Raw genomic sequence first — 19,864 nt, forward strand, 5'->3', positions numbered from 1 at the left:
CGGCGGACCGCGACGCCGTCCACCGGCCGCGCGGTGTACGGCGCCCAGGTGAGGACGCTCGCGTCCCATCGCGCGGCGTCGAACCGCCTAAGCATCGACAGCAGGTGGTTGCCCGTCCCGCCGCCCAGGTCTCCGAGCAGATAGAGCAGCCGCCGCGGCGCCGCTTCGCCGTTCATCGCGCGCTCCGTCCGCGCGCCGCGCGCACCGCCTCGACGAGACGCCGCGTCGCGTCGTCGATCAGGGCGAACGCCGCGGCGAACCGCTCCGGCGGACCGCCGTAGGGGTCGGCGATCGCGGCGACCGGCGGCGACGCCAGCGCGCCGAGCAGGTGAATCCGCCGCCGCGCGTCGCCGCGACGCCGGCGGACCGCGCGACGCTGCCACGGCTCCATCACGAAGTAGATCGTGCCGGGGCTGTCGGAGAGCGCGCCGAGCGGCGTCGCGCGGTGGGCCGACAGGTCGAGGCCGCGCTCCCGCGCGGCGACGACCGCGGCGCCGGGCGGCGCCGCGCCGGCCGTCGCGTGCAGCCCCGCCGAAGCCACGGAGCACTCGGGAAGCATTTCCGCGCAGCGCGCGGCGGCGTAGGCGCTGCGGCAGATGTTGCCGAAGCAGACGAAGACCAGCCGCTCCGGCGGGGCGGCGAACCGGGGCGGCCGCGGCGGCGCGACGCGGTCCCGCAGCGCGCACTCCCAACGCCGGAGACGCCGCCGCAGCGCGGCCTCGAACGAGGCGAGCGCCCCGCCGCGCAGGCTCGGATGGTCCTGCGGCCCGTTCATCGGCGGCGACGCGCCGCGCCGAACAGCCAGCGGCGGCATTCGTGGAGAAACGGACGCGGATCGTCGCGGCGGAGCGTGTCGAAGTCGAGCGCGCGTCCCTGGCGCGTGCGGCGCAGGTCCCGCAGCGCCGCCGGCAGCGCCGCGGCGCCGCCGCGGCGAAGGCGGATGAGGAAGTGATCGAGGTCGCCGAGCAGCCACCAGAGGCGCACGTTCCAAATCGGCGCCGGCGGCGCCGCCGCCGCGCCGAGCAGTTCCTGCTCCAGCCACAGCCGCGGGAAGTCGATCCCCGCGGCGACGGCGAGCTGCATCGAGCCCCAGAAGCGGCCGTTGATCTCCATCAGCCACGCCCGCCCGTCGGTCGGGTCGCGCTTGAACTCGACCATCGCGACGCCGCTCCAGCGCAGCGCCGCCAGCAGCCGTCGCGCGTGCTCGAGCAGCGCCGGGTCGGGCGGCGCCGCCTCGCAGAGCGTGCTCACGCCTCCCCAGGGCGGCTTCTCGCGCAGCCGCCGATGGGCGAAGGCGCACGAGACCTCGCCGTCGCGGGCGAGCAGGAAGACGCCGCATCCCTCGCCCGGCACGAGCCGCTGCGCCAGAAACGGCCGTTCCGCGAAGGCGCCGTCGCGGCGCAGCGCCGCGCGCAGCTCTCCGCGGTCCCGCACGATCGCCACGGACGCGCCGCGCCAACGCCCGTCGGCGAGATAGCGCGAGCGCGCCGGCTTGAGGACCAACGGGAAGCCGAGCCGCTCGAGCCGCGGATCGTCCTCGAGGCCGGGTCCGCCTTCGAAGCCATCGGGGACCGGCACGCCGAGTTCCGCGGCGAGCGCCATCAGCCGGACCTTGTCGTGGGCGAGATCGAGCGCCTCGGCCGGCGGCGCGACGAGCTTCGTCCCCCGCGGCAGCGCGTCGCCGTGCTGCCTGAGCGCGGCGGTCGGCACGTCGGCCGCGGGCAGGACCGCCGCGGCGCCGTGCTCCGCCGCGGCGCGGCCGACCGCCGCGGCGAACTCGCGCGGCTCGTCCTCCGGCGACGGATGCAGGAAGCGCTTCGCGGCGAAGCGCGACGCCCAGCCGACTCCCCCGCCCCGCGGCGCGCCGGCGACGATCGCGCAGCCGCGACGCCCCAACGAGCGGATCGCCGTCAGCGACGCCCTCGTCGTCGCGTCGGGCACGACGACGCAGGTTCCGGCGAGGGGATCGCTCACCGCGCCGTCGGCGTCCAAGCGACCAGCTTCTCGCGGCGCGCCCAGCGGAGCCACGCGACGAGGATCGACAGGTTGACGAGGACGAAGTAGTGCGCGGCGCGCGCCGGCCGGAAGCCCAGCAGCCGCGGAAAGAAGGTCGCCGCCGCGCTGTAGGCGTAGAGCGCGGCCTGCAGCGCGAAGAGCGCGGCGAACGTCGGCGAGCCCGGCGCCGACGCGGCGCTCGCGCCCAGCGCCGCGAGGAGGGCGAACGGAACGAGCCAACGGCAGAGCTTGTGCGAGACGAGCTGCCACCAGAACAGCGGCGCGCGGAACGGGTTGACGCGCGGGAACTCGGCGAAGAACGCGGTGAGTCCGCGCAGCACCGTGCGTACCTTGCGCTGCAGTTCCGCGCCGGGGCGGGCGACGTCCTCGTAGTAGCCGAACGCCCCCTCGCCCTGCACCGCGCGCAGTCCGAGGCGCGAGGCCGCGATGACCGAACGGAAGTCGCTGGGGAGACGGTCGGAGAAGTCGTTGCACACTTCGCGCCGCACGGCGAAGAACGAGCCGCTCATGCCGACGAGCGAGCCGGCGTTCGTCTCGAGGCGCCGCAGGAACATCTCGTACCGCACGTAGAGTCCCTCGCCCGCGGGACGTCCGTCGCGCGTCACGAAGCGGTCGATCGAGCTCACGCAGCCGATCCGCGGGTCGGCGAACGGGCGGACGATCGCGGCGACGCCGTTTGCGTCGAGCCGCGTGCCGACGTCGGTGAAGACGATCACCTCCCCCGTCGCTTCCGCCAACGCCGCCTTCTGCGCCGCCTCCTTGCCGCCGCGCGCGGCGAGCCGGACGAGGCGCACGCCCCGCGCCGCGTACTCGCGCTCGACCAGCGCCGGTCCGTCGTCGGCGGAGGCGTCGTCGGCGACGATGATCTCCAGCCGCTCCGGCGGATAGTCCTGCGCGAGCGTGTTGTCGAGCTTGGCGCGCAGCCGCGCCGCGCCGTCGTGGACGGCGACGATCACGGAGACGCGCGGTTCGACGCGGCCCGACGGCGGCCGGCGGCGGCGCAGCGCCCCCAGCGCGCCCAAGACGGCGGGGTAGCCGACGTAGGCGTAGGCGACGAGCAGGGCGGCGAGGCAGAAGACGATCGCCGGCATCGGATCAACCGTTCCGTTCCGCGCCGGCTTGTTCCTTCTTCCGCTGGTAGTAGCGGGAGTAGTAGTAGTGGTAGTGCGAGCGGCCGTCCACGATGTTCGGCGCGAGGTCGTTCAGGACGACGCCGAGAACGCGCGTCCCCTCCAGCAGCGCCAGCGTCTCGGAGTACAGCTCCACCGGCGTCACGCCGGCCCTGGCGACGACCAGCACGCCGTCGGACAGGCGGCCGAGGGCGGTCGCGTCGCCGAACGGCGTCACCGGCGGCGTGTCCACGACGATCCAGTCGAACCGCTCCCGCAGGCGGACGAAGAGCCCGCGGCATTCCTCGGAGTCCATCAGCGCCGCCGCGTCCCGCGCCGCGCGGCCGCGCGGCATGATCCGCAGCGGGCTCTCGCGCAGGGAGACGATCGCGCCGTCGAGGTGCATGCGGATCTGCAGGACGTCGGCGAGGCCGCGCGACGGCGGCGGCGAGAGCCACGCCGTCGGCTCGGCCCGCCGCAGGTCCGCGTCCACGAGCAGCACGCGCTCGCCGTTGCGGGCGCCGAGCGCCAGCGCGAGGTTGAGCGCGACGAACGACTTCCCCTCTCCCGGCAGCGCGCTCGTGACCACGACGACGCGGGAGGACCCGCCGCTCTCCGCGACGAGGAGCGAGGCGAGGCGCTGGAAGCTCTCCGCGTTGGGGTCGGCGAGCGGCGCGCCGAGCAGGACCTCCGGCGCGCGGACGAGTTCGTAGGGCGCGCCGGCGCGATCCGGCGGGACGGCGGAGGAGGGCGACTTCGCGCCCGTCGTGACGTTCTCTCTCAACGGCGTGCTCGCCATGGCGCGTCAGCGGGGAAACGCGACCGCCGCGAGCGCCAGGAGCGCGACGGAAGCGACAGTGACCAAGGCGGCGAGCCAGCGACGGACGCGCCGCTGCCGCCGCGCGGTCTGCGTCTCGACCCGGCCGACGACGACGAGCACCGGCACGGACGACGCGGCGCGCAACCCTTGCCGCGAGCGGATGCGCGGCTGCAGGAACGTTCCGACGACCAGCGGCCCGACGCAGAGCACGAGCCCGGCCATGACGCTGAACGGGAAGACGATCATCGGCGAGGGGCTGATCGGGAAGAGCGGCGGGATCGCCCGCTCGATCACCTGGAACTGCTCCCCTTGGCGCGCCTGCTCGACCTTGTGCGTGCCGCGCGCGTTCTCGAGGCTCGTCTGGTAGTTCTTGTAGCGCTCCTGCAGGACGTCGTAACCCTTCGTCAGCTCGGCGAACTGCTGCTCGACCCGCGGCGCGCTTTCCAGCCGCTGGTTGAGCCGCGCGAGGTCGGCCCGGATCTGCTCGCGCTCGCGCTTCAGCCGCTCGATCTCGCGCGCCGAGCCGGCGACCTGCGCCGCGAGCGGCTCGCCGGCGAGCGACGACGACGCCTCGCCGCCCGACGCGGCCGGCGCCGGCTGCGCGGCGAGCGCCTCGTCCAGTTCCTTCGACTTGGCGCGCACCGCCGGATGGGCGTCCGTGTAGCGCGCGCGCAGATCGGCGAGTTCGCGCCGCAGACGGGCCGTGCGCGCCTCGGGCGTCTCCGCGTTGTCGGCCGGCGTCGCGGAGGGAAGGGGAAGCGACGAGGCCAGCGCCTTCTGCGCGGTCAGCAGTTCGTACCGGTTCTGCTCCTGCGCGAGGGCCCGCTCGGTCGCTTCGAGGTCGCGGCGCCGCCCCTCGAGAAGCTGCAGGTTCGGCTCGCGCTGGTCGCTCAGTTCGTAGAGGTGCTGCGACTTGAACGAGGCGATCGCCTGCTCCTGACGCTCGAGCTGCGCCCGCGCTTCGTCGGCGAGGCTTTCCAGGACGGTGGTCGTGGTCTCCGCCTGCGCCGTGCGGAGCTTGACGTTCTCCTCGATGAACAGAGAGGCGAGCATGTTCACCGCCGCGGCCGCCCGCTGCGGGTCGGCGTCGCGGTAGGCGAGGCCGAAGACCCCCGCGCCGCGCTGGGCGTCGAAGCGGATGACCGAGGCCTCGAGGCGCGAGGTGATCGCCCCCAGCCAGTGCTCGCGCTCGGCGCGCGCCTCGTCCACGCCGTAGATCTCCGACGCGACCTTGAGCAGGTAGGGACGGCTCAGCACCGACTCGCGCAGCGACGCGACGCGCATCGAGATGTCGTCCGGCGTCTGGTTCCGCACGAACTCCAGCGGCAGCCGCGACGGGGCGACGAAGATCTTGGTCTCCGCCTCGTAGGTGCGCGGCAGGAAACGCATCGCGGCGCGCCCGCCGGCGAAGCCCAGCGCGAGCCCCAGCAGCATGAGCCACCACGAGCGGGCGATGCGCTCGAACGTCTCCGCCAGCAGGACGGTCTTCTGCCTTCCGTTCATCGGGGTGCAATCCCCCCCTTTCGGCGCGCCGCGGGCCGCGACGGGCAGTCGGAATTTACGGGGAACTCGAACCCGCGCCACGAAAGCCATGTCCGATGCGGCGCGGAATTCGGTCTCGTCGCGCGGCCGGCGGCGGGCGGCGCTCCGGGGCGCCGAGCGAGGGACGGTTTGCGCCGGCCATTCCCGGCTCGGCGGCGAGGCCCGCCGGAACCCATTCCGCAGACCGACGCCGGGCGCGGTCGGCGGCGGCGCGGGCCCTCAATTAACGCCCCGGATGGGGGCGCCCTCGGGATAAACTGTTGTAACTTAGGTCCACTTCGAGAGGATGCAGGGGGTCGCGACGGATCGCCTCGGCGGCAGGTCGGGGCGGGACGTTTCGCCTTAGTTTCATTTTGGGAGAAGACGCATGGACGACGAAGGGATCGGCGGGCTCCCCCGCCCGGATGCCGTCAAGGGCATTTTGGCCGCCATGCAGCAGGACAACCCGGAGATCGCCGGGTGCGCCCTGCTCTCGGACGACGGGCTGATGATCGAGTGCCTTCTGCCCGACTCGCTCGAGGAGGGGTTCATCCAAGGGATGGCGGCGATGCTCGCCAGCGTCGGCGAAAGAACGTCGAACGAGATGGGCCTCGGGCCGATGGAGCAGATCATCGTGCGCGGCCGGGACGGGTTCGCCGTGATGGTCGGCGCGGCCGAAAAGACCTATCTCTTGGTCATCACGTCGTCGACGGCGAAACTGGGCTTGGCTCTCCTCGACGCGACCCGGGCCGCGGCCGAGATTAGAAAGAAGATGTAGCCATGGCTTCCAACTCTTCATCCCGACGGCGCGCGCCGCGCCCACAAGCGAGCGGGAGGAACACGATGCCTGTCAGACTTTCGGTGGTCAGCCAGAAGGGTGGTGCGGGTAAGACGACGGTGGTGCTCAACTTGGGCCTCGCGCTGGCCAAGCGGCACCGCGTCCTGATCGTCGATCTCGATCCGCAGGGCGGGATCGCCCTGTCGCTCGCCAAGCCGGACCAAGCGTGGGCCGGCCTCGCCGAGCTGCTCATGGGGAGCGCCTCGATCGACCAGGCGATCATCCAGACCAAGGAAGGGAACCTGTCGATCCTCTCCCGCGGCCGCCTCGATCCGGCGGACGTCTGCGAGTTCGAGCTCGCGCTCCATCAGGAAGGCGCGCTGGGCCGCGTCCTCGCCGACGTCGAGAAGGGGTACGACTTCGTGCTGATCGACACGCCGGCCGGCATGGGGATGATCCCCCGCGCCGCGCTGCAGGTGACGAACTTCGCGATGGTCACCTTCCAGGCCGAGCCGCTGGCGATGCGCTCGATCGGCCAGGTCCTGCGCGTCATCGAGCGGGTCAAGGCCGACGAGAACCCGCAGCTCGAGCTGGTCGGGATCCTGCCGACGATGGTCGACGCCGAGAACCAGAGCTCCAAGACCGCGCTCTGGACGATGTGGTCCGGGATGCAGGGCGTCCTCGACAACCACATCCCGCGCTCCGACGTCTTCAGCAAGGCCAGCGAAGTCGGCATTCCGATCGCCTTCCTCGGCGGGCCGTCGCGTCCGGAGGTCCGTCGGTTCGACGCTCTCGCCGTCGAGGTCGAGAACATCATCGACAGGTTCACGCCGAAGGAGACGGAGGAGCCGGAGGGCGCTTACCGTGAGCTCGTCTGATCTCGAGTTCGCGCGTTCGATCGCCGAGAGGCTGAAGGCGCAAAAGGACGCCGCGAAGCCGGCCCAGTCCGGCGGCGGGTACGTGCGTTTCTCGTTCGGCGCGCCGCCGCCCGCGGCGCGCCGGGCGGCGCCCGAGCCTTCGGCGGCCGAAGAGCCGAAGGCGGCGCCGGCGGAGGCGCCGGTCGTCGCGGTCGACGAGACGCCGGTCGCCGTCGAGGAGACGCCCGTTCCGGTCGCCCCCGAAGCGCCGGCCGACGAGCCGGACCTGGCGGCGGCGTTCGAGCGGCTCATCGAGACGCCGGCCGCGCCGGACGTTTCGACGCAGGCCGTCGAAGTGGTCGAGGCCGAAGCCGAAGCCGAGGCCGCCGAAGCGGTCGTGGTCGAGGCCGAAGCGCCGGCCGTCGAAGCGGTCGTGGTCGAGGCCGAAGCCCCGGTCGTGGAAGCGGTCGAGCCCGAGTCCGAAGCCCCGGTCGTCGAAGCGGTCGAGCCCGAAGCCGAAGCACCGGTCGTCGAAGCGATCGAACCCGAAGCCGAAGCCCCGGTCGTCGAAGCGATCGAGCCCGAGGCCGAAGCCCCGATCGTCGAAGCGATCGAGCCCGAAGCCGAAGCCCCGATCGTCGAAGCGGTCGAGCCTGAAGCCGAAGCGCCGATCGTCGAAGCGATCGAGGTCGAGGCCGCGAAGGAAGCGGAGGCCGCGCCCGCGGTCGCCGCCGTCGAAGCGTCGTCGCCGAAGGCGCCGGCGCTGCCGGAGCTCCGCCTCGAAGGGCTGCCGGCGTTCGGGCCGCAGGCGTGGGACGCGCTGCTCGATTGGTGCATCGCCGCGGCCGGCGCGTCGGAAGCGTTCGCGATGGAAGGGCAAGGCCTCCCGATCGCCGTCCGGGGAACCGACGAGGAAGCCCGGCTCGGCGCGGTCGGAACGCGGGCCGTGATGGCGCTCGGCCAGGCGAAGTTGATGGGGCTCGCCGAAGAGGCGCCCGAGCAGTTCGACGTCTACGCCGGCGACAAGGTCCTCTCCGTGATCGCCGTCGATTTCGGCGCCGACCAGGTCATCACCGTCGGCGTCGTCGGAACGCGTCCCGTCGCCCCGGAGGCCCGCCGGAAGATCGGCGCGGTCCTCCACGGCTGGATGGGCGTCTGACAGGCAGGCCGAGGCCGCCGTCCTTCGGGCCGGCGGCCTTTTGACCGCGCCGGACGGTGGCGATGAGCGACGAGGGAAGCGGATACGGCGTCGAGCGCGCGGCGGACGCGGCGTCCGGACGCGCGGCGCCGCTGGACGAGATCCTCGACGCGATCGACGTCGGCCTGATTCTCCTCGACCCCCCGCGCTCCGCCGTCGTTTCGATCAACGTGCCGGGAAAGCGGCTCCTCGCCGCGGCGGGCGCGCCCGTCGACTTCGACGGGCTGCGGCGCCTCTTCCTCCCCGCGGTCGGCGACTGGACGATCCCGACCGGCCCGACCCGCTCCGGCACGCTGCGCCTCGGCGCGACGCTCGTCGGCTACAACACCTATCCGGCGGGGGACGGGCTGATCTGCATCGTCGCGCGGGACGTCACCGAGCGCGCGCGCCTCGAGTCGATCGCGCAGGCCGTCAACATCATGGACCACACGGGCTACATCTTCTCGTGCATCCGCCACGAGATCGGCAACCCGCTGAACTCCATCAAGACGATCCTCTCCGTCCTCGACGCGAACCTCGACTCCTACCCGCGGCCGGCGCTCGCCGACAACCTGCGGCGCTGCCTCGGCGAGGTCCAGCGGATCGAGACGCTGCTGCGCTCGCTCAAGAACTTCAGCCTCTACGAGCACCCCGCGCCGGAGCTGCTGGAGCTGCCCTCGTTCATGGAGCAGTTCCTGCGCCTGGTGCAGCGGCAGCTCGAGGGGCGCAAGATCGCCGTCTCCACGGCCTTCGCCGACGACGCGCGGCTGGCGTTCGTCGATCCGCGGGCCCTCACCCAGGTGATGCTCAACGTCGTGGTCAACGCGATGGACGCCCTCGCCGGGCGGGAGTCGCCGCGGATCGAGATCGCGGCGACGCGCTCGGGCGAGTACGTCCTGCTCAAGGTCGCGGACAACGGCGTCGGAATCACCCCCGAGCAGCGCCGCAACCTGTTCCGCCCGTTCTACACTTCGAAGCCGCACGGCACCGGCCTCGGGCTGGTGATCGTGCGCAAGCTGCTGACGAAGATGAACGGCCACATCGACGTCGAGGGGCGCCCCGGCGCGGGCGCGACGGCGACGCTGGCCATTCCCGCCCACCCCGAAGCGCCGGCGAGGCCCATGCGATGAAGACTGTCCTCCTGGTCGACGACGAAAAGGTCTTCCTCTCCAGCCTCAAGGAGGGGTTGCAGTCGTTCGGCAAGCGGCTGCGCGTGCTGACGGCGCGCGACGGCAAGGAGGCGATCGGCGTGCTCGCGCGCACGACCGTCCACCTCGTCGTCACCGACCTCAACATGCCCGGCGTGGACGGCATGGCGCTCCTCGCCCACATGAGCCGCAAGCACCCCAAGGTGCCGGCGATCGTGATGACCGCCTACGGCTCGCCGGAGACGGAGCAGAAGGTCAACGCCCTCGGCGCGCTGCGCTACATCGAGAAGCCGATCGACTTCAAGGAGACGGCGCGGCTGGTCTTCGACGTGCTCGAGCTGCCGACGAGCTACATCCGCGGCATCGGCGTGCCGAGCTTCGCGCAGCTGATCGAGGTCGAGCGCAAGACCTGCATCGTGCGCGCCACCTCGTACGAGACGCCGCCGCGGACCGGCGTGCTGCATTTCGTCGACGGCGAGCTGGTGCACGCCGAAATCGGGGCGCTCGCCGGCGCCGAGGCGGCGTACGAGATCCTCGCCTGGGGCGAGGCGAGCCTCGAGCTCGAGGAGCTGCTCGGCAAGGCCGCGGAGCGCACGATCCACGCCCCGCTCGCCAACCTGGTCATGCAGAGCCTCGTGATCGCCGACCAGAAGCGGAGCGAGGCCGAGGCGGCCGCGGGAGAAGGAGCCGCCGCCGAGCGGCCGGCCTACGAGGCGCCGAAGCTGGAGGAGGAAGCGCCCGCGGCGAAGGAGACCGAGGCCGAGCCGGCGGACGAGGGGGCGCCCGACGAGGGGGCGACGCTGGCGATCGCCGAGGCGGCCGCCGGGCAGGTGCAGGAGATCCTCGCCAACCTGCGGCAGCTCGTCCCGGGAACGGAGACCCTCGGGCTGGTCGCGGCCAACGGCGTCGCGGCGCAGGTGCTCTGCGCCCCGGGGCACGACGCGGACGAGGCCCGGGAGCGGATGGCGCCGCTCGTTTTCGCCCTGGTCGAGTCGGCCGAGATGAACGCCGCGAGCTTCGACAAGGACCGCTTCCGCCGCGTGACGGTCGAGTGCGGCGGCGGGCACGTCTCGGCGATGCGGGTCAACGACCAGTTCTACCTCTTCGCCGTGACGTCCTCGCGGGCCAAGCTCGGGATGATCTACTCGGCGATGGACGCCACCGCCCGCTCGCTGGCGCTGGTTCTCTAGCGGCGCGGGACGGCCGCCGCGCGCGCCGCCCGAGGCCCCGTTTCGGACGCTCGCCGACGTTGGTTCTCGGACGGCGCGGCGCCGGCCGCGGGGCCCCGTCCACCCGCGGACAGGTGTCCGGACAGGTGTCCGTCCGCGGACGCGGGACGCGCCGCCGGCCCGGCGTCCGGAGGCGGGCGACGCCGCAACTCCTTCATTCACCGACCTTTGGGCCTGACGCCGGGACGGGCCGGCGGCCGGCACGCCCTTTGCGTCTCCGGCGGGCATGTGCGGCGCGCCGTCCAGCTTCCCGGAAGAGAAGGTCCTCGTCGCTCCGGCGCCGCGGCCGTGGGCGGCGGCCGCGCTCGCGGCGTGGCGGGAAGCCGGCGGCCGGGGGGTCGTCGCGCTTCCCGCGGGGATCGGCCGGGCGGGGCTGGTCTTCGCCGCCGCGGCGGAGGCGCGCCGCGCGCTGATCGTCGTCCCCACCCCGCGCCGGGCCGCCCGCTGGCGGGAGGCGGCGGGGCGTTGGCGGGACGCGGCGGCTGCGGCGGCGGGTCCGGATCGCCGAACGCCGGACGGCGCATCGGGCGGCTCGGCGCCCGGCGCCCGCACGACCCGGGCCGCGGACGACTCGGCGATCATCGCGACGCCGACCGAAGCGCTCGCCGTGGTGGGCGGCGACGGCGGCGAGTTCGATCTGCTGGTCTTCGACGCCGTGCCGGCCCCGGGCGGGATGCGGGTCGAGCTTCATCCCGACGCGCTGGAGACGCTCGCGGCGTGCGGGGCGGCGAGACGCCTCGGCCTCTGCCGCGCCGACCTCCCGGACGCCGCGCGCCGCCCCCTCCCGCCGGCGCTCGGACCGCGCGTCTTCGAGCTGGCGTTCCGCGCCGGGGCGGCCCTCGACGTGGCCGCGGTCGGCCTCGCGCTGGGGCCGGAGGAGCGACGCGCCTACGCCGCCGACGCGCGCTTGTTCGGGCCGCTCCTCGCGGAGTTCGAGCGGCGCGGGCCCCGCGCCTCGTGGGAGGAGTTCGTGCGGGAGACGTCGCGGGGGGAGTCGGGCCGGGAGGCGCTCGCGGCGTGGCGCCGCGGCCGGCGGCTTCTCGCGGGCGCGCGGAGCGCCGCCGCCGCCGCCCGTGAGCTCCTCCGCGCGCACCGCGGCGCGCGGACGGTCGTCGTCGCGGCGGGGCGGCAGGCCGCCTACGCCCTCGCCTTGGACAACCTCCTCATGCCGCTGACCAGCGACGTCGCCGCCGCGGAGCGCGAGGAGGCGCTGCGCCTCTTCGGCGAGGGGAGGCTGAGGGCGCTGGTCTTCGCCAGCGTCCCGGAGCGGCTCCCGGCCGCGGCGGAGGCCGAGGTCGCGCTCGTCGTCGGCGGGGAGCGGGACGTCGTCGCCGCGCTTCCCCGCGTCGAACGGCTGCTGAAGCCGCGGGAGAGCGGCCGGGCGCTGCTTTACGCGCTGGCGACCTCCCCGACGTTGGGCGCGGCGGGCGCCGAAAGGCGAATCGCGGCGGCGGGCCGAGCGGCGGCGGCCGCCTCGTGAGATCCCCCGCCCCGTTCACCGTGCGGGACGGCGTCCTCGTTCCGCACTACTTCCGCGAGGCGGACGAGGCGTGGATCGCGCGCCTGCTCGCGGCGCGGCGCGCGGCGGTCGGCGCGCCCCGCCGGGCGCTGCCGGACGACGGCGCGGCGGCGGGAGCGCCGGCGGCCAAGCGCCGGCTGATCGAAACGCTGCTCGACGACCTCGCCGCGCGCCGAGCCTTGGCCGCCCCGCCGCGCGCGGCGCGGCGGGCGCTCTTCCTCGCCCGCGCCGCTTCGGACGCGCCGCGGGACGAGGTCGTCGCCGCGGTCGCGGCCGAGATGCGGCTCGAACCGGACGCGCTGCTCGCCGCCGCGGTCGCCGACCTCGCCGACGAACGGCTGGTCGAGCCGCTGCCGGCCGGCCTTTCCCCGCCATGGCTCGCCGCGCGGGGAAACGAGCGGCTGCTGCAGCTTGCGCTGGAGCGGGCGCGGGCCGTCGAACTGCGGCTCGCCGGGCGGGGCGAGGAGGTCGCGCGCGCGGCGCGGGATCTCGACCTCGCCGTCGAGGCGGCGAGGGACGGGGCGGGCGGCCTCCGCCTGCGCCTGGCCGGGCCGCTGGCCCTTCCCGGCAGACGCGCGCGCTGCGCCGGAGCGCTCGGCGAGCTCGCCGCCTGCCTCGCGTGGTCCGGGGGGTTCGCGCTCCGCGCGCGGGTCGAGTGGAACGACGCCCCCGCCCTGTTCGAGCTCCGCGCCGGGGAGGTCGAGCTGCCGCGGAATCGGCCCTCCGGGCGCGGCCGCGCAGTCGTCGAGGCGCTGACGCGCGAGGGGCCGCCGCGCTTCGCCGTGCGGCGCGACCCGCCGCCGCTCGAGGTCGGCGGAGCGCTCGTCTTCCCCGACCTCGAGGTGCGGGACGCCGCCGCGCCGGGCCGCCCCTGCTTCGTCCACGCGCTCGGCCTCTGGACCCCGGCGTATCTCGCGCGGCGCCTCGCGCTGCTCGGCGAGCCGGCGGCGCGCGGCCTGATCGTCTGCGTGGACGAGTCGCTCGGCGTCGGCGGAGGCGGCGTTTCGCCGGAGGGTTTCGTCCGCTACCGCCGCACGGTCGCGCTCGGCGCGCTGGCACGGGCGATGGCGGCGGCGCGCGGGCCGCCTTCCCCGCCCCCCGCGCGGCGCGCGCCGCGCCGTCCGGCGGCGCGGAGGGGCGGAGCGTGGTATTCCGTTGGCGCGGAGGACGCGCGATGCGCGAGATCACGGTCCACTCGTGGGCGGAACTGCAGCAGGAGGTCTTCGCCGGAAGCTGGAGCGAGACGATCGGGCGCTACCGGTCGCCCTTCGTCTTCCGCGGCAACAACGACGCGCGGGCCGACCTGCGGACGGGGCTGGTGCGGCTCGGCGGGCCGCCGGCGCGGCAGGAGCTCCACCTCCTCCGGAACTTCCGCAAGTACGCGCGGCAGGACGCCGTCCCCGGCGACTCGATCTGGAACTGGCTGGCGCTGGCGCAGCACCACGGCCTGCCGACGCGCCTCCTCGACTGGTCGTTCTCGCCGCTCGTCGGGCTCCACTTCGTGACCGAGGACATCCGCCGCTACGGCGTGGACGGCGTGCTCTGGTGCCTCGACCACGTCCGCGCGCAGGACTGCCTGCCGCCGGCGCTGCGGAACGCGCTGGCGCGCGAGGGGTCGGAGGTCTTCACCACCGAGATGCTCGCCGCCGAGGCGCGGACGCTCGAGCAGTTCGACGCCCTCGGCGCCGCGTCGCCGTTCGTCGTCTTCCTCGAGCCGCCGTCGCTCGACGAGCGGATCGTCAACCAGTTCGCCCTCTTCTCGCTGATGTCCGGCGCCGGCACGGGGCTCGACGCCTGGCTCGGGACGCGCCCCGACCTCTGCCGCCGCATCGTCGTCCCGGCCGACCTGAAGTGGGAGGTCCGCGACAAGCTCGACCAGCTCAACATCACCGAGCGGGTCCTCTTCCCCGGCCTCGACGGGCTGTCGCGCTGGCTGACGCGCTACTACGCGCCGACGCGCCGCTGAGGCGCCCGCGGAACGACGAAGGGCGCGGCCTTGGCCGCGCCCTTCGCTTCGTCCGGCGATCCGCGCCGGAGGTCAGTGCGGGATCTTCGCCGCGTCGGCGAGGAACTTCGCCAGCCCCGCGTCGGTCAGCGGGTGCTTGGCGAGCTGCTTCAGCACGCCGAACGGAATCGTCGCGACGTCGGCGCCGATCAGCGCCGCGTCCACGACGTGCATCGGGTTGCGCACGCTGGCGACGATGATCTCGGTGTCGAAGCCGTAGTTGTCGTAGATCGCGCGGATCCGGCGGATCAGCTCCATCCCCTCTTCGCCGACGTCGTCGAGCCGCCCGACGAACGGGCTGACGTAGGTCGCGCCGGCCTTCGCCGCGAGCAGCGCCTGCAGCGGGCTGAAGCAGAGGGTCAGGTTGGTCTTGATGCCGTTCTCGGCGCACCACTTCGTCGCCTTGAGCCCTTCGGGAATGATCGGGATCTTGACGACGATGTTCTCGTGGATCTCGTGCAGCGCCTCCGCCTCGCGGCGGATGCCGTCGCAGTCGGTCGCCGTGACCTCGGCGGAGACCGGGCCGTCCACGACGGCGAGGATCTCGTCGAGGACCTCGCGGAACGGGCGGCCGGTCTTGGCGACGAGCGACGGATTGGTGGTCACGCCGTCGAGCAGCCCCATCTTGGCGGCTTCCTTGATCTCGGCGACGTCGGCGGTGTCGATGAAGAATTTCATGTCGTGTCCTCTGGGCCGCGGCGGCTGTCGCGCCGCGGTCAGTCCTGGCCTTCCCCGCTCCCCGACTCCTCGGTCGGGACGACCTGGGAGCGGGTCACGGAGACGACTTCGTCCTCGTCGGTCTTGAGGCGGATGATCCGCACCCCCTGCGACGAGCGGCCGCAGCGGCGGATCTCCACCACCGGCGTGCGCAGCGTCTGCCCGTCCTTGGTGGCGACGACGAGCTCGTCGTCGTCGTGCACCGGGATCGAGGAGACGACCGGCCCGGTCTTGTCGGTGATCTTGAGGTTGATCAGCCCGAGCCCCGCGCGCCCCTGCACGCGGTACTCGTCGGCGTCGGTCCGCTTGCCGTAGCCGTGGCGGGTGATGGTGAGGATGTCCTCGTCCCCGCGGACCACGGTGGCGCTGACGACCTCGTCCCCCTCGCGCAGCTCGATCCCCTTCACGCCGCGCGCCGTGCGGCCCATCGCGCGGACCTCGGAGAGCGGGAAGCGGATCGCCATGCCGTCGTTGGTGGCGATGAAGACGTGGTCGTTCTCCCCCACGTTGTGGACGGAGATCAGCTCGTCGTCGTCGTCCAGCGTGAGGGCGATCAGCCCCTGCGCGCGGATGTTGCCGTAGGCGGCCAGCTCGGTGCGCTTGACGACGCCGCGGCGGGTGATCGTCACGATGTAGCGCCCCGCCTGCTCGAAGTCGCGCACCGCGAGCAGGCCCTGGACCGTCTCCCCCGGCTCGAGCCGCAGCAGGTTGACGATCGGCTTGCCGCGCGCCGCGCGCCCCGCCTCCGGCACCTGGTAGACCGGCAGGGCGTGGACCCGCCCGCGGGAGGTGACCCAGAGGCTCGTGTCGTGCGTGGAGACGACGCGGACGCGCTCGATGTAGTCGTCCTCGCGCGTCTCCATCAGCTTGATCCCCGCGCCGCCGCGCCCCTGCGAGCGGTACTCCGTCAGCGGCGTGCGCTTGACGTAGTCGGCGTGGGAGAGCGTCAGCACGACCTTCTCGTCGGCGATCATGTCGAGGGTCTGGATCTCCCCTTCGTCCTCGACGATCTCCGTGCGGCGTTCGTCGCCGTACTTCTCGCGGATCGCCTTCAGCTCGGCGACGACGATCTCGTCCACCAGCGCCGTGGAGCCGAGCACCCGCTTGTAGTACTCGATCTTCCCCAGCAGCTCGGCCAGCTCCTCGAGCAGCTTCTCCCGCTCGAGCTGCGTCAGCCGCTGCAGCCGCATGTCGAGGATCGCCTGCGCCTGCACGTCGCTGAAGCCGAGGCCGAGCAGGCCCTCCTTCGCCGCCGGCGCGTTGGCCGAGCGGCGGATCAGCGCGATGACCTCGTCGAGGATGTCGAGCGCCTTCTTCAGCCCCTCCAAGATGTGCGCCCGCGCCTCGGCCTGCCGCAGCAGGAACTGCGTCCGGCGCACGACGACCTCGCGGCGGTGCCGGAGGTAGTGCCAGAGCATCTGCTTGAGGTCGAGGACGTGCGGCCGGCCGTCCACGATGGCGAGGAAGATCGCGCCGAAGGTGATCTGCAGCTTGGTCTGCTTGAAGAGGTTGTTGATGACGACGTTGGCGACCGCTTCCTTCCGCAGTTCGAGGACGAGGCGGATCCCCTCGCGGTCCGACTCGTCGCGGATGTCGGCGATCCCCTCGAGCTTCTTGTCCCGGACGAGGTCGGCGATCTCCTCGATCAGCTGGACCTTGTTGACCTGGTACGGCAGCTCGGTCACGACCAGCCGGTCGCGCTGGTTCTTCGCCCCCTCCTCGAACTCGATCCGGCCGCGGACGAGGATCCGGCCGCGCCCGGTGCGGTAGGCGGAGCGGATCCCGGCCCGGCCGTAGATCACGCCGGCGGTCGGGAAGTCGGGGCCGACGACGAACCCCGCGAGGTCATCCACCGTGCAGTCGGGGTTGAGGACGAGGTGCTCGGCGGCGTCGATCAGCTCGCGCAGGTTGTGCGGCGGGATCTTCGTCGCCATGCCGACGGCGATGCCGTCCGCGCCGTTGGCCAGCAGGTTCGGGAAGCCGCAGGGCAGGACGAGCGGCTCCATCTCCGTGTTGTCGTAGTTCGGCGCGTAGTCGACCGTCTCCTTCTCGATGTCGGCGAGAAGCTCCTGCGCCAGCGGGTCCATGCGGATTTCGGTGTAACGCATGGCCGCCGGCGGATCGCCGTCGATCGAGCCGAAGTTCCCCTGCCCGTCCACGAGCGGGTAGCGGAGCGAGAAGTCCTGCGCCAGCCGGACGATCGTGTCGTAGGCGGCGGCGTCGCCGTGCGGGTGGAACCGCGCGATGACGTCGCCGACGGTCTTGGCGCTCTTGCGGTACGCCTTGTCGGACGTGTTGCCGGCCTGCTGCATCGCGTAGAGCACGCGGCGATGCACCGGCTTCAATCCGTCGCGCACGTCGGGCAGCGCCCGGCCGATGATCACGGACATCGCGTAGTCGAGATACGCCGTGCGCATCTCGTCTTCGATGTTCACCGGCTGGCGCGCGGTCACGCTTCCGTCGTCTGCCATGTCGTCCTGACCTCGCTGGGCCGGCGCCGCGCGGGGCGGCGCCGCGGGTCACACGTCGAGGTTCCGCACGTCGAGCGCGTTTTCCTCGATGAACTGCTTGCGCGCCGGGACGTCGTCGCCCATCAGCACGCTGAAGATGCCGTCGGCCTCGACCGCGTCGTTGACCAGCACCTGGAGCAGGCGGCGATTTTCCGGGTTCATCGTCGTCTCCCAGAGCTGGTCGGGGTTCATTTCGCCGAGCCCCTTGTACCGCTGGACGGCCACGCCCTTGCGCCCGGCCTCGAGCAGGTGGTCGAGCAGCGCCCCGCGGGAGTGCAGCTCCGTGGGCGCGCCGCCGCCGACCGTGACCTGCGTCCCGCCGGAGAGCTCGGCCAGCCGCGGGAAGAGCGCGCGCAGCTGGCGGTACTCGCCGGCGAGGACGAGCTCGTCGTTGACCAGGAACAGGCGGTGGCCGTGGTCGAGGGCGACGCCGCGGATCTCGTAGAGGCCGTGCTCCTCGTCGGTGGCCAGTTCCTCGATCTCGTGGCGGCGCTGCGAGAGGAACTCGGCCAGCGCCTCCATCCGCTCGCGGTCGGCGAAGTCCTGCTTGCCGGCGAAGCCGAGCTCGAGCAGCGCCTCGACCGCCGTCTCGGGCCAGCCGCGGCGGGCGAGCGCCTCGCGGTAGCGGCGGTACTGGACGAGCTGCTCGAGCAGGTTGACGAGCTCCGGCCCCGACCACTCGCGGCCCGACGTCAGGGAGCGGACGGTCCGCTCCTCGGCCGCCTTGCGCACGAGGAAGTCGTTCAGGTCCTGGTCCGTCTGGAGGTAGAGCTCCTGCTTCCCCTTCTTGACCTTGTAGAGCGGCGGCTGCGCGATGTAGACGTGGCCGCGCTCGACGAGCTCCCGCATCTGGCGGAAGAAGAACGTCAGCAGCAGCGTGCAGATGTGGCTGCCGTCGACGTCGGCGTCGGTCATCAGCACGACCTTGTGGTAGCGCAGCTTGCTGACGTCGAAGTCGTCGCTGCCGATCCCGCAGCCGAGCGCGGTGATCATCGTCCGGATTTCCTCGTTCTCGAGCATCCGGTCGTAGCGCGCCTTCTCGACGTTGAGGATCTTGCCGCGCAGCGGGAGGATCGCCTGGAAGCGGCGGTCGCGTCCCTGCTTGGCCGAGCCGCCGGCCGAATCGCCCTCGACGAGGAACAGCTCGCACTCCTGCGGGTCGCGCGACTGGCAGTCGGCGAGCTTGCCGGGGAGCGAGCCGGATTCGAGCACCCCCTTGCGGCGCGTCAGCTCCTTCGCCTTGCGCGCCGCCTCGCGCGTGCGCAGGGCGAGGGCGCACTTCTCGACGACCGCGCGCGCGTCCTTCGGGTGCTCCTCGAGGAAGCGGGAGAGGGCCTCGTTGACCAGCGCCTCGACGACCCCCTTGACCTCGCTGTTGCCGAGCTTGGTCTTGGTCTGCCCCTCGAACTGCGGGTTCGGCACCTTGACCGAGACGACCGCGGCCAGCCCCTCGCGCACGTCCTCGCCGGCGAACTGCAGCTCGCGGAACTCCTTCGGCAGCCGCGGCGCCTCCGCCTGGAGGTAGTTGTTGAGCGTGCGGGTCAGCGCCGCGCGGAAGCCGGCGAGGTGCGTCCCGCCCTCCGCCGTGTTGATGCTGTTGGCGAAGGAGAAGACGTTCTCCTGGTAGGAGTCGTTGTACTGCAGCGCGATTTCGGCGCCGACGCCGTCCTTCTCGCCGCGGAGGAAGATCGGCGGCTGGTGGAGCGGCGCGCGGCCCTTGTTGAGGTGCGAGACGAACTCCGAGATCCCGCCCTCGTAGTGGAACTCGACCTCGCGCAGCTTCGCGCCGCGCTCGTCCTTGAGGACGATCCGCACGCCGCTGTTGAGGAAGGCGAGCTCGCGCAGCCGCTGGGCGAGGACCTCGAACGAGAACTCGAGCGTCTCGAAGATCTGCGGGTCGGGGCGGAAGGTGATCTTGGTTCCGCGGCGGTCCGTCTTGCCGGTCTGCTGGAACTCGGAGACCGGCTCGCCGCGCGAGTACTCCTGCCGGTAGACGCGGTTGTTGCGCCAGATCTCGAGGTTGAGCGACTCGGCGAGGGCGTTGACGACCGAGACGCCGACGCCGTGCAGGCCGCCGGAGACCTTGTAGGCGGAGTGGTCGAACTTGCCGCCGGCGTGGAGGTAGGTCAGCACGACCTGCGCCGCGGGCAGCCCGGTGTCCTCGTGGGTGTCCACGGGGATGCCGCGGCCGTTGTCGATCACCGTGACCGAGTCGTCGGCGTGGACGGTGACCTCGATGCGGTCGCAGTGCCCGGCCTGCGCCTCGTCGATCGAGTTGTCCACGACTTCCCAGACGAGGTGGTGCAGTCCGACCGCGGAGGTCGAGCCGATGTACATCCCGGGGCGCTCGCGGACCGCCTCGAGCCCCTTGAGGATCTTGATCGAGCTGGCGTTGTACTCGCGCTCGCCGCCGGCGGCGTTCGCCGCTTGGGTGTCGGTTTCGTTGTCGGCCATGGGT

The 19,864-nt window shown here is 72.9% G+C and carries 15 protein-coding genes and 1 pseudogene; 8 read left to right on the plus strand and 8 right to left on the minus strand.

Annotated elements, in window-relative coordinates:
- Positions 1 to 172: 172 nt before the first annotated feature.
- From LLG88_08035 to LLG88_08055, 5 genes are read right to left on the minus strand one after another with little or no spacing between them, the layout of a single operon-like run.
- Positions 173 to 775 carry a protein tyrosine phosphatase gene (locus tag LLG88_08035; GenBank protein MCE5246852.1) on the minus strand — a complete coding sequence of 201 codons (603 nt, stop codon included), beginning with the start codon at positions 773 to 775 and terminating at the stop codon, positions 173 to 175.
- Positions 772 to 1,992: an ATP-grasp domain-containing protein gene (locus LLG88_08040; protein ID MCE5246853.1), complete on the minus strand. Its 1,221-nt coding sequence runs from the start codon at positions 1,990 to 1,992 to the stop codon at positions 772 to 774. Before LLG88_08040 ends, LLG88_08035 begins: the two co-directional genes overlap by 4 nt.
- Positions 1,971 to 3,107, minus strand: a complete 1,137-nt coding sequence (locus LLG88_08045; protein MCE5246854.1) for a glycosyltransferase — start codon at positions 3,105 to 3,107, stop codon at positions 1,971 to 1,973. The genes LLG88_08040 and LLG88_08045 overlap by 22 nt, the downstream gene beginning before the upstream one ends.
- A 4-nt stretch (positions 3,108 to 3,111) precedes the next feature.
- Positions 3,112 to 3,909: a CpsD/CapB family tyrosine-protein kinase gene (locus LLG88_08050; protein ID MCE5246855.1), complete on the minus strand. Its 798-nt coding sequence runs from the start codon at positions 3,907 to 3,909 to the stop codon at positions 3,112 to 3,114.
- A 21-nt stretch (positions 3,910 to 3,930) separates the two neighbouring features.
- A complete protein-coding gene (locus tag LLG88_08055; protein ID MCE5246856.1) occupies positions 3,931 to 5,448 on the minus strand; it encodes a hypothetical protein in 1,518 nt (505 codons plus the stop codon).
- A gap of 406 nt (positions 5,449 to 5,854) precedes the next feature.
- On the opposite strand from LLG88_08055, the gene LLG88_08060 reads away from it, so the two are divergent.
- From LLG88_08060 to LLG88_08095, 8 genes and pseudogenes are all read left to right on the plus strand, one after another.
- Positions 5,855 to 6,244 (plus strand): roadblock/LC7 domain-containing protein, encoded by a 390-nt coding sequence (locus LLG88_08060; GenBank protein ID MCE5246857.1) that lies wholly within the window; start codon positions 5,855 to 5,857, stop codon positions 6,242 to 6,244.
- Between the two features lie 65 nt (positions 6,245 to 6,309).
- Positions 6,310 to 7,122 carry a ParA family protein gene (locus tag LLG88_08065; protein ID MCE5246858.1) on the plus strand — a complete coding sequence of 271 codons (813 nt, stop codon included), beginning with the start codon at positions 6,310 to 6,312 and terminating at the stop codon, positions 7,120 to 7,122.
- A complete protein-coding gene (locus LLG88_08070) occupies positions 7,109 to 8,260 on the plus strand; it encodes a hypothetical protein (protein MCE5246859.1) in 1,152 nt (383 codons plus the stop codon). The genes LLG88_08065 and LLG88_08070 overlap by 14 nt, the downstream gene beginning before the upstream one ends.
- A gap of 62 nt (positions 8,261 to 8,322) precedes the next feature.
- Entirely contained in the window at positions 8,323 to 9,408 is a 1,086-nt protein-coding gene (locus LLG88_08075; GenBank protein ID MCE5246860.1) for a HAMP domain-containing histidine kinase, read from the plus strand.
- Positions 9,405 to 10,616: a response regulator gene (locus LLG88_08080; protein MCE5246861.1), complete on the plus strand. Its 1,212-nt coding sequence runs from the start codon at positions 9,405 to 9,407 to the stop codon at positions 10,614 to 10,616. Before LLG88_08075 ends, LLG88_08080 begins: the two co-directional genes overlap by 4 nt.
- A gap of 265 nt (positions 10,617 to 10,881) precedes the next feature.
- Complete coding sequence (locus tag LLG88_08085) at positions 10,882 to 12,135, plus strand: hypothetical protein (GenBank protein ID MCE5246862.1); 1,254 nt, start codon at positions 10,882 to 10,884, stop codon at positions 12,133 to 12,135.
- Positions 12,136 to 12,155: 20 nt separating this feature from the next.
- Positions 12,156 to 13,223 (plus strand): annotated as a pseudogene (locus LLG88_08090) (DUF790 family protein).
- Positions 13,224 to 13,348: 125 nt separating this feature from the next.
- A complete protein-coding gene (locus LLG88_08095) occupies positions 13,349 to 14,140 on the plus strand; it encodes an FRG domain-containing protein (GenBank protein MCE5246863.1) in 792 nt (263 codons plus the stop codon).
- A 72-nt stretch (positions 14,141 to 14,212) separates the two neighbouring features.
- On the opposite strand, the gene fsa is transcribed toward LLG88_08095, so the two are convergent.
- The 3 genes from fsa to gyrB are packed head-to-tail and all read right to left on the minus strand — an operon-like array spanning position 14,213 to position 19,860.
- Complete coding sequence (fsa, locus tag LLG88_08100; protein ID MCE5246864.1) at positions 14,213 to 14,857, minus strand: fructose-6-phosphate aldolase; 645 nt, start codon at positions 14,855 to 14,857, stop codon at positions 14,213 to 14,215.
- Between the two features lie 38 nt (positions 14,858 to 14,895).
- Positions 14,896 to 17,367 carry a DNA gyrase subunit A gene (gyrA, locus tag LLG88_08105; GenBank protein ID MCE5246865.1) on the minus strand — a complete coding sequence of 824 codons (2,472 nt, stop codon included), beginning with the start codon at positions 17,365 to 17,367 and terminating at the stop codon, positions 14,896 to 14,898.
- Positions 17,368 to 17,415: 48 nt separating this feature from the next.
- On the minus strand, positions 17,416 to 19,860 hold the full coding sequence (gene gyrB, locus LLG88_08110) for a DNA topoisomerase (ATP-hydrolyzing) subunit B (GenBank protein MCE5246866.1): 2,445 nt from the start codon (positions 19,858 to 19,860) through the stop codon (positions 17,416 to 17,418).
- Between the last annotated feature and the right edge of the window lie 4 nt (positions 19,861 to 19,864).

The sequence above is a fragment of the bacterium genome, assembly GCA_021372775.1.
Taxonomy (GTDB): domain Bacteria; phylum Acidobacteriota; class Polarisedimenticolia; order J045; family J045; genus JAJFTU01.

Bases quoted from the DNA above. Each gene is read 5' to 3' on its own strand.
- LLG88_08035 (MCE5246852.1), bottom strand. From the start codon at position 775: ATGAACGGGCCGCAGGACCATCCGAGCCTGCGCGGCGGGGCGCTCGCC.
- LLG88_08045 (MCE5246854.1), bottom strand. From the start codon at position 3,107: ATGCCGGCGATCGTCTTCTGCCTCGCCGCCCTGCTCGTCGCCTACGCC.
- LLG88_08055 (MCE5246856.1), bottom strand. From the start codon at position 5,448: ATGAACGGAAGGCAGAAGACCGTCCTGCTGGCGGAGACGTTCGAGCGC.
- LLG88_08060 (MCE5246857.1), top strand. From the start codon at position 5,855: ATGGACGACGAAGGGATCGGCGGGCTCCCCCGCCCGGATGCCGTCAAG.
- LLG88_08065 (MCE5246858.1), top strand. From the start codon at position 6,310: ATGCCTGTCAGACTTTCGGTGGTCAGCCAGAAGGGTGGTGCGGGTAAG.
- LLG88_08075 (MCE5246860.1), top strand. From the start codon at position 8,323: ATGAGCGACGAGGGAAGCGGATACGGCGTCGAGCGCGCGGCGGACGCG.
- LLG88_08080 (MCE5246861.1), top strand. From the start codon at position 9,405: ATGAAGACTGTCCTCCTGGTCGACGACGAAAAGGTCTTCCTCTCCAGC.
- LLG88_08085 (MCE5246862.1), top strand. From the start codon at position 10,882: ATGTGCGGCGCGCCGTCCAGCTTCCCGGAAGAGAAGGTCCTCGTCGCT.
- LLG88_08095 (MCE5246863.1), top strand. From the start codon at position 13,349: ATGCGCGAGATCACGGTCCACTCGTGGGCGGAACTGCAGCAGGAGGTC.
- fsa (MCE5246864.1), bottom strand. From the start codon at position 14,857: ATGAAATTCTTCATCGACACCGCCGACGTCGCCGAGATCAAGGAAGCC.
- gyrA (MCE5246865.1), bottom strand. From the start codon at position 17,367: ATGGCAGACGACGGAAGCGTGACCGCGCGCCAGCCGGTGAACATCGAA.
- gyrB (MCE5246866.1), bottom strand. From the start codon at position 19,860: ATGGCCGACAACGAAACCGACACCCAAGCGGCGAACGCCGCCGGCGGC.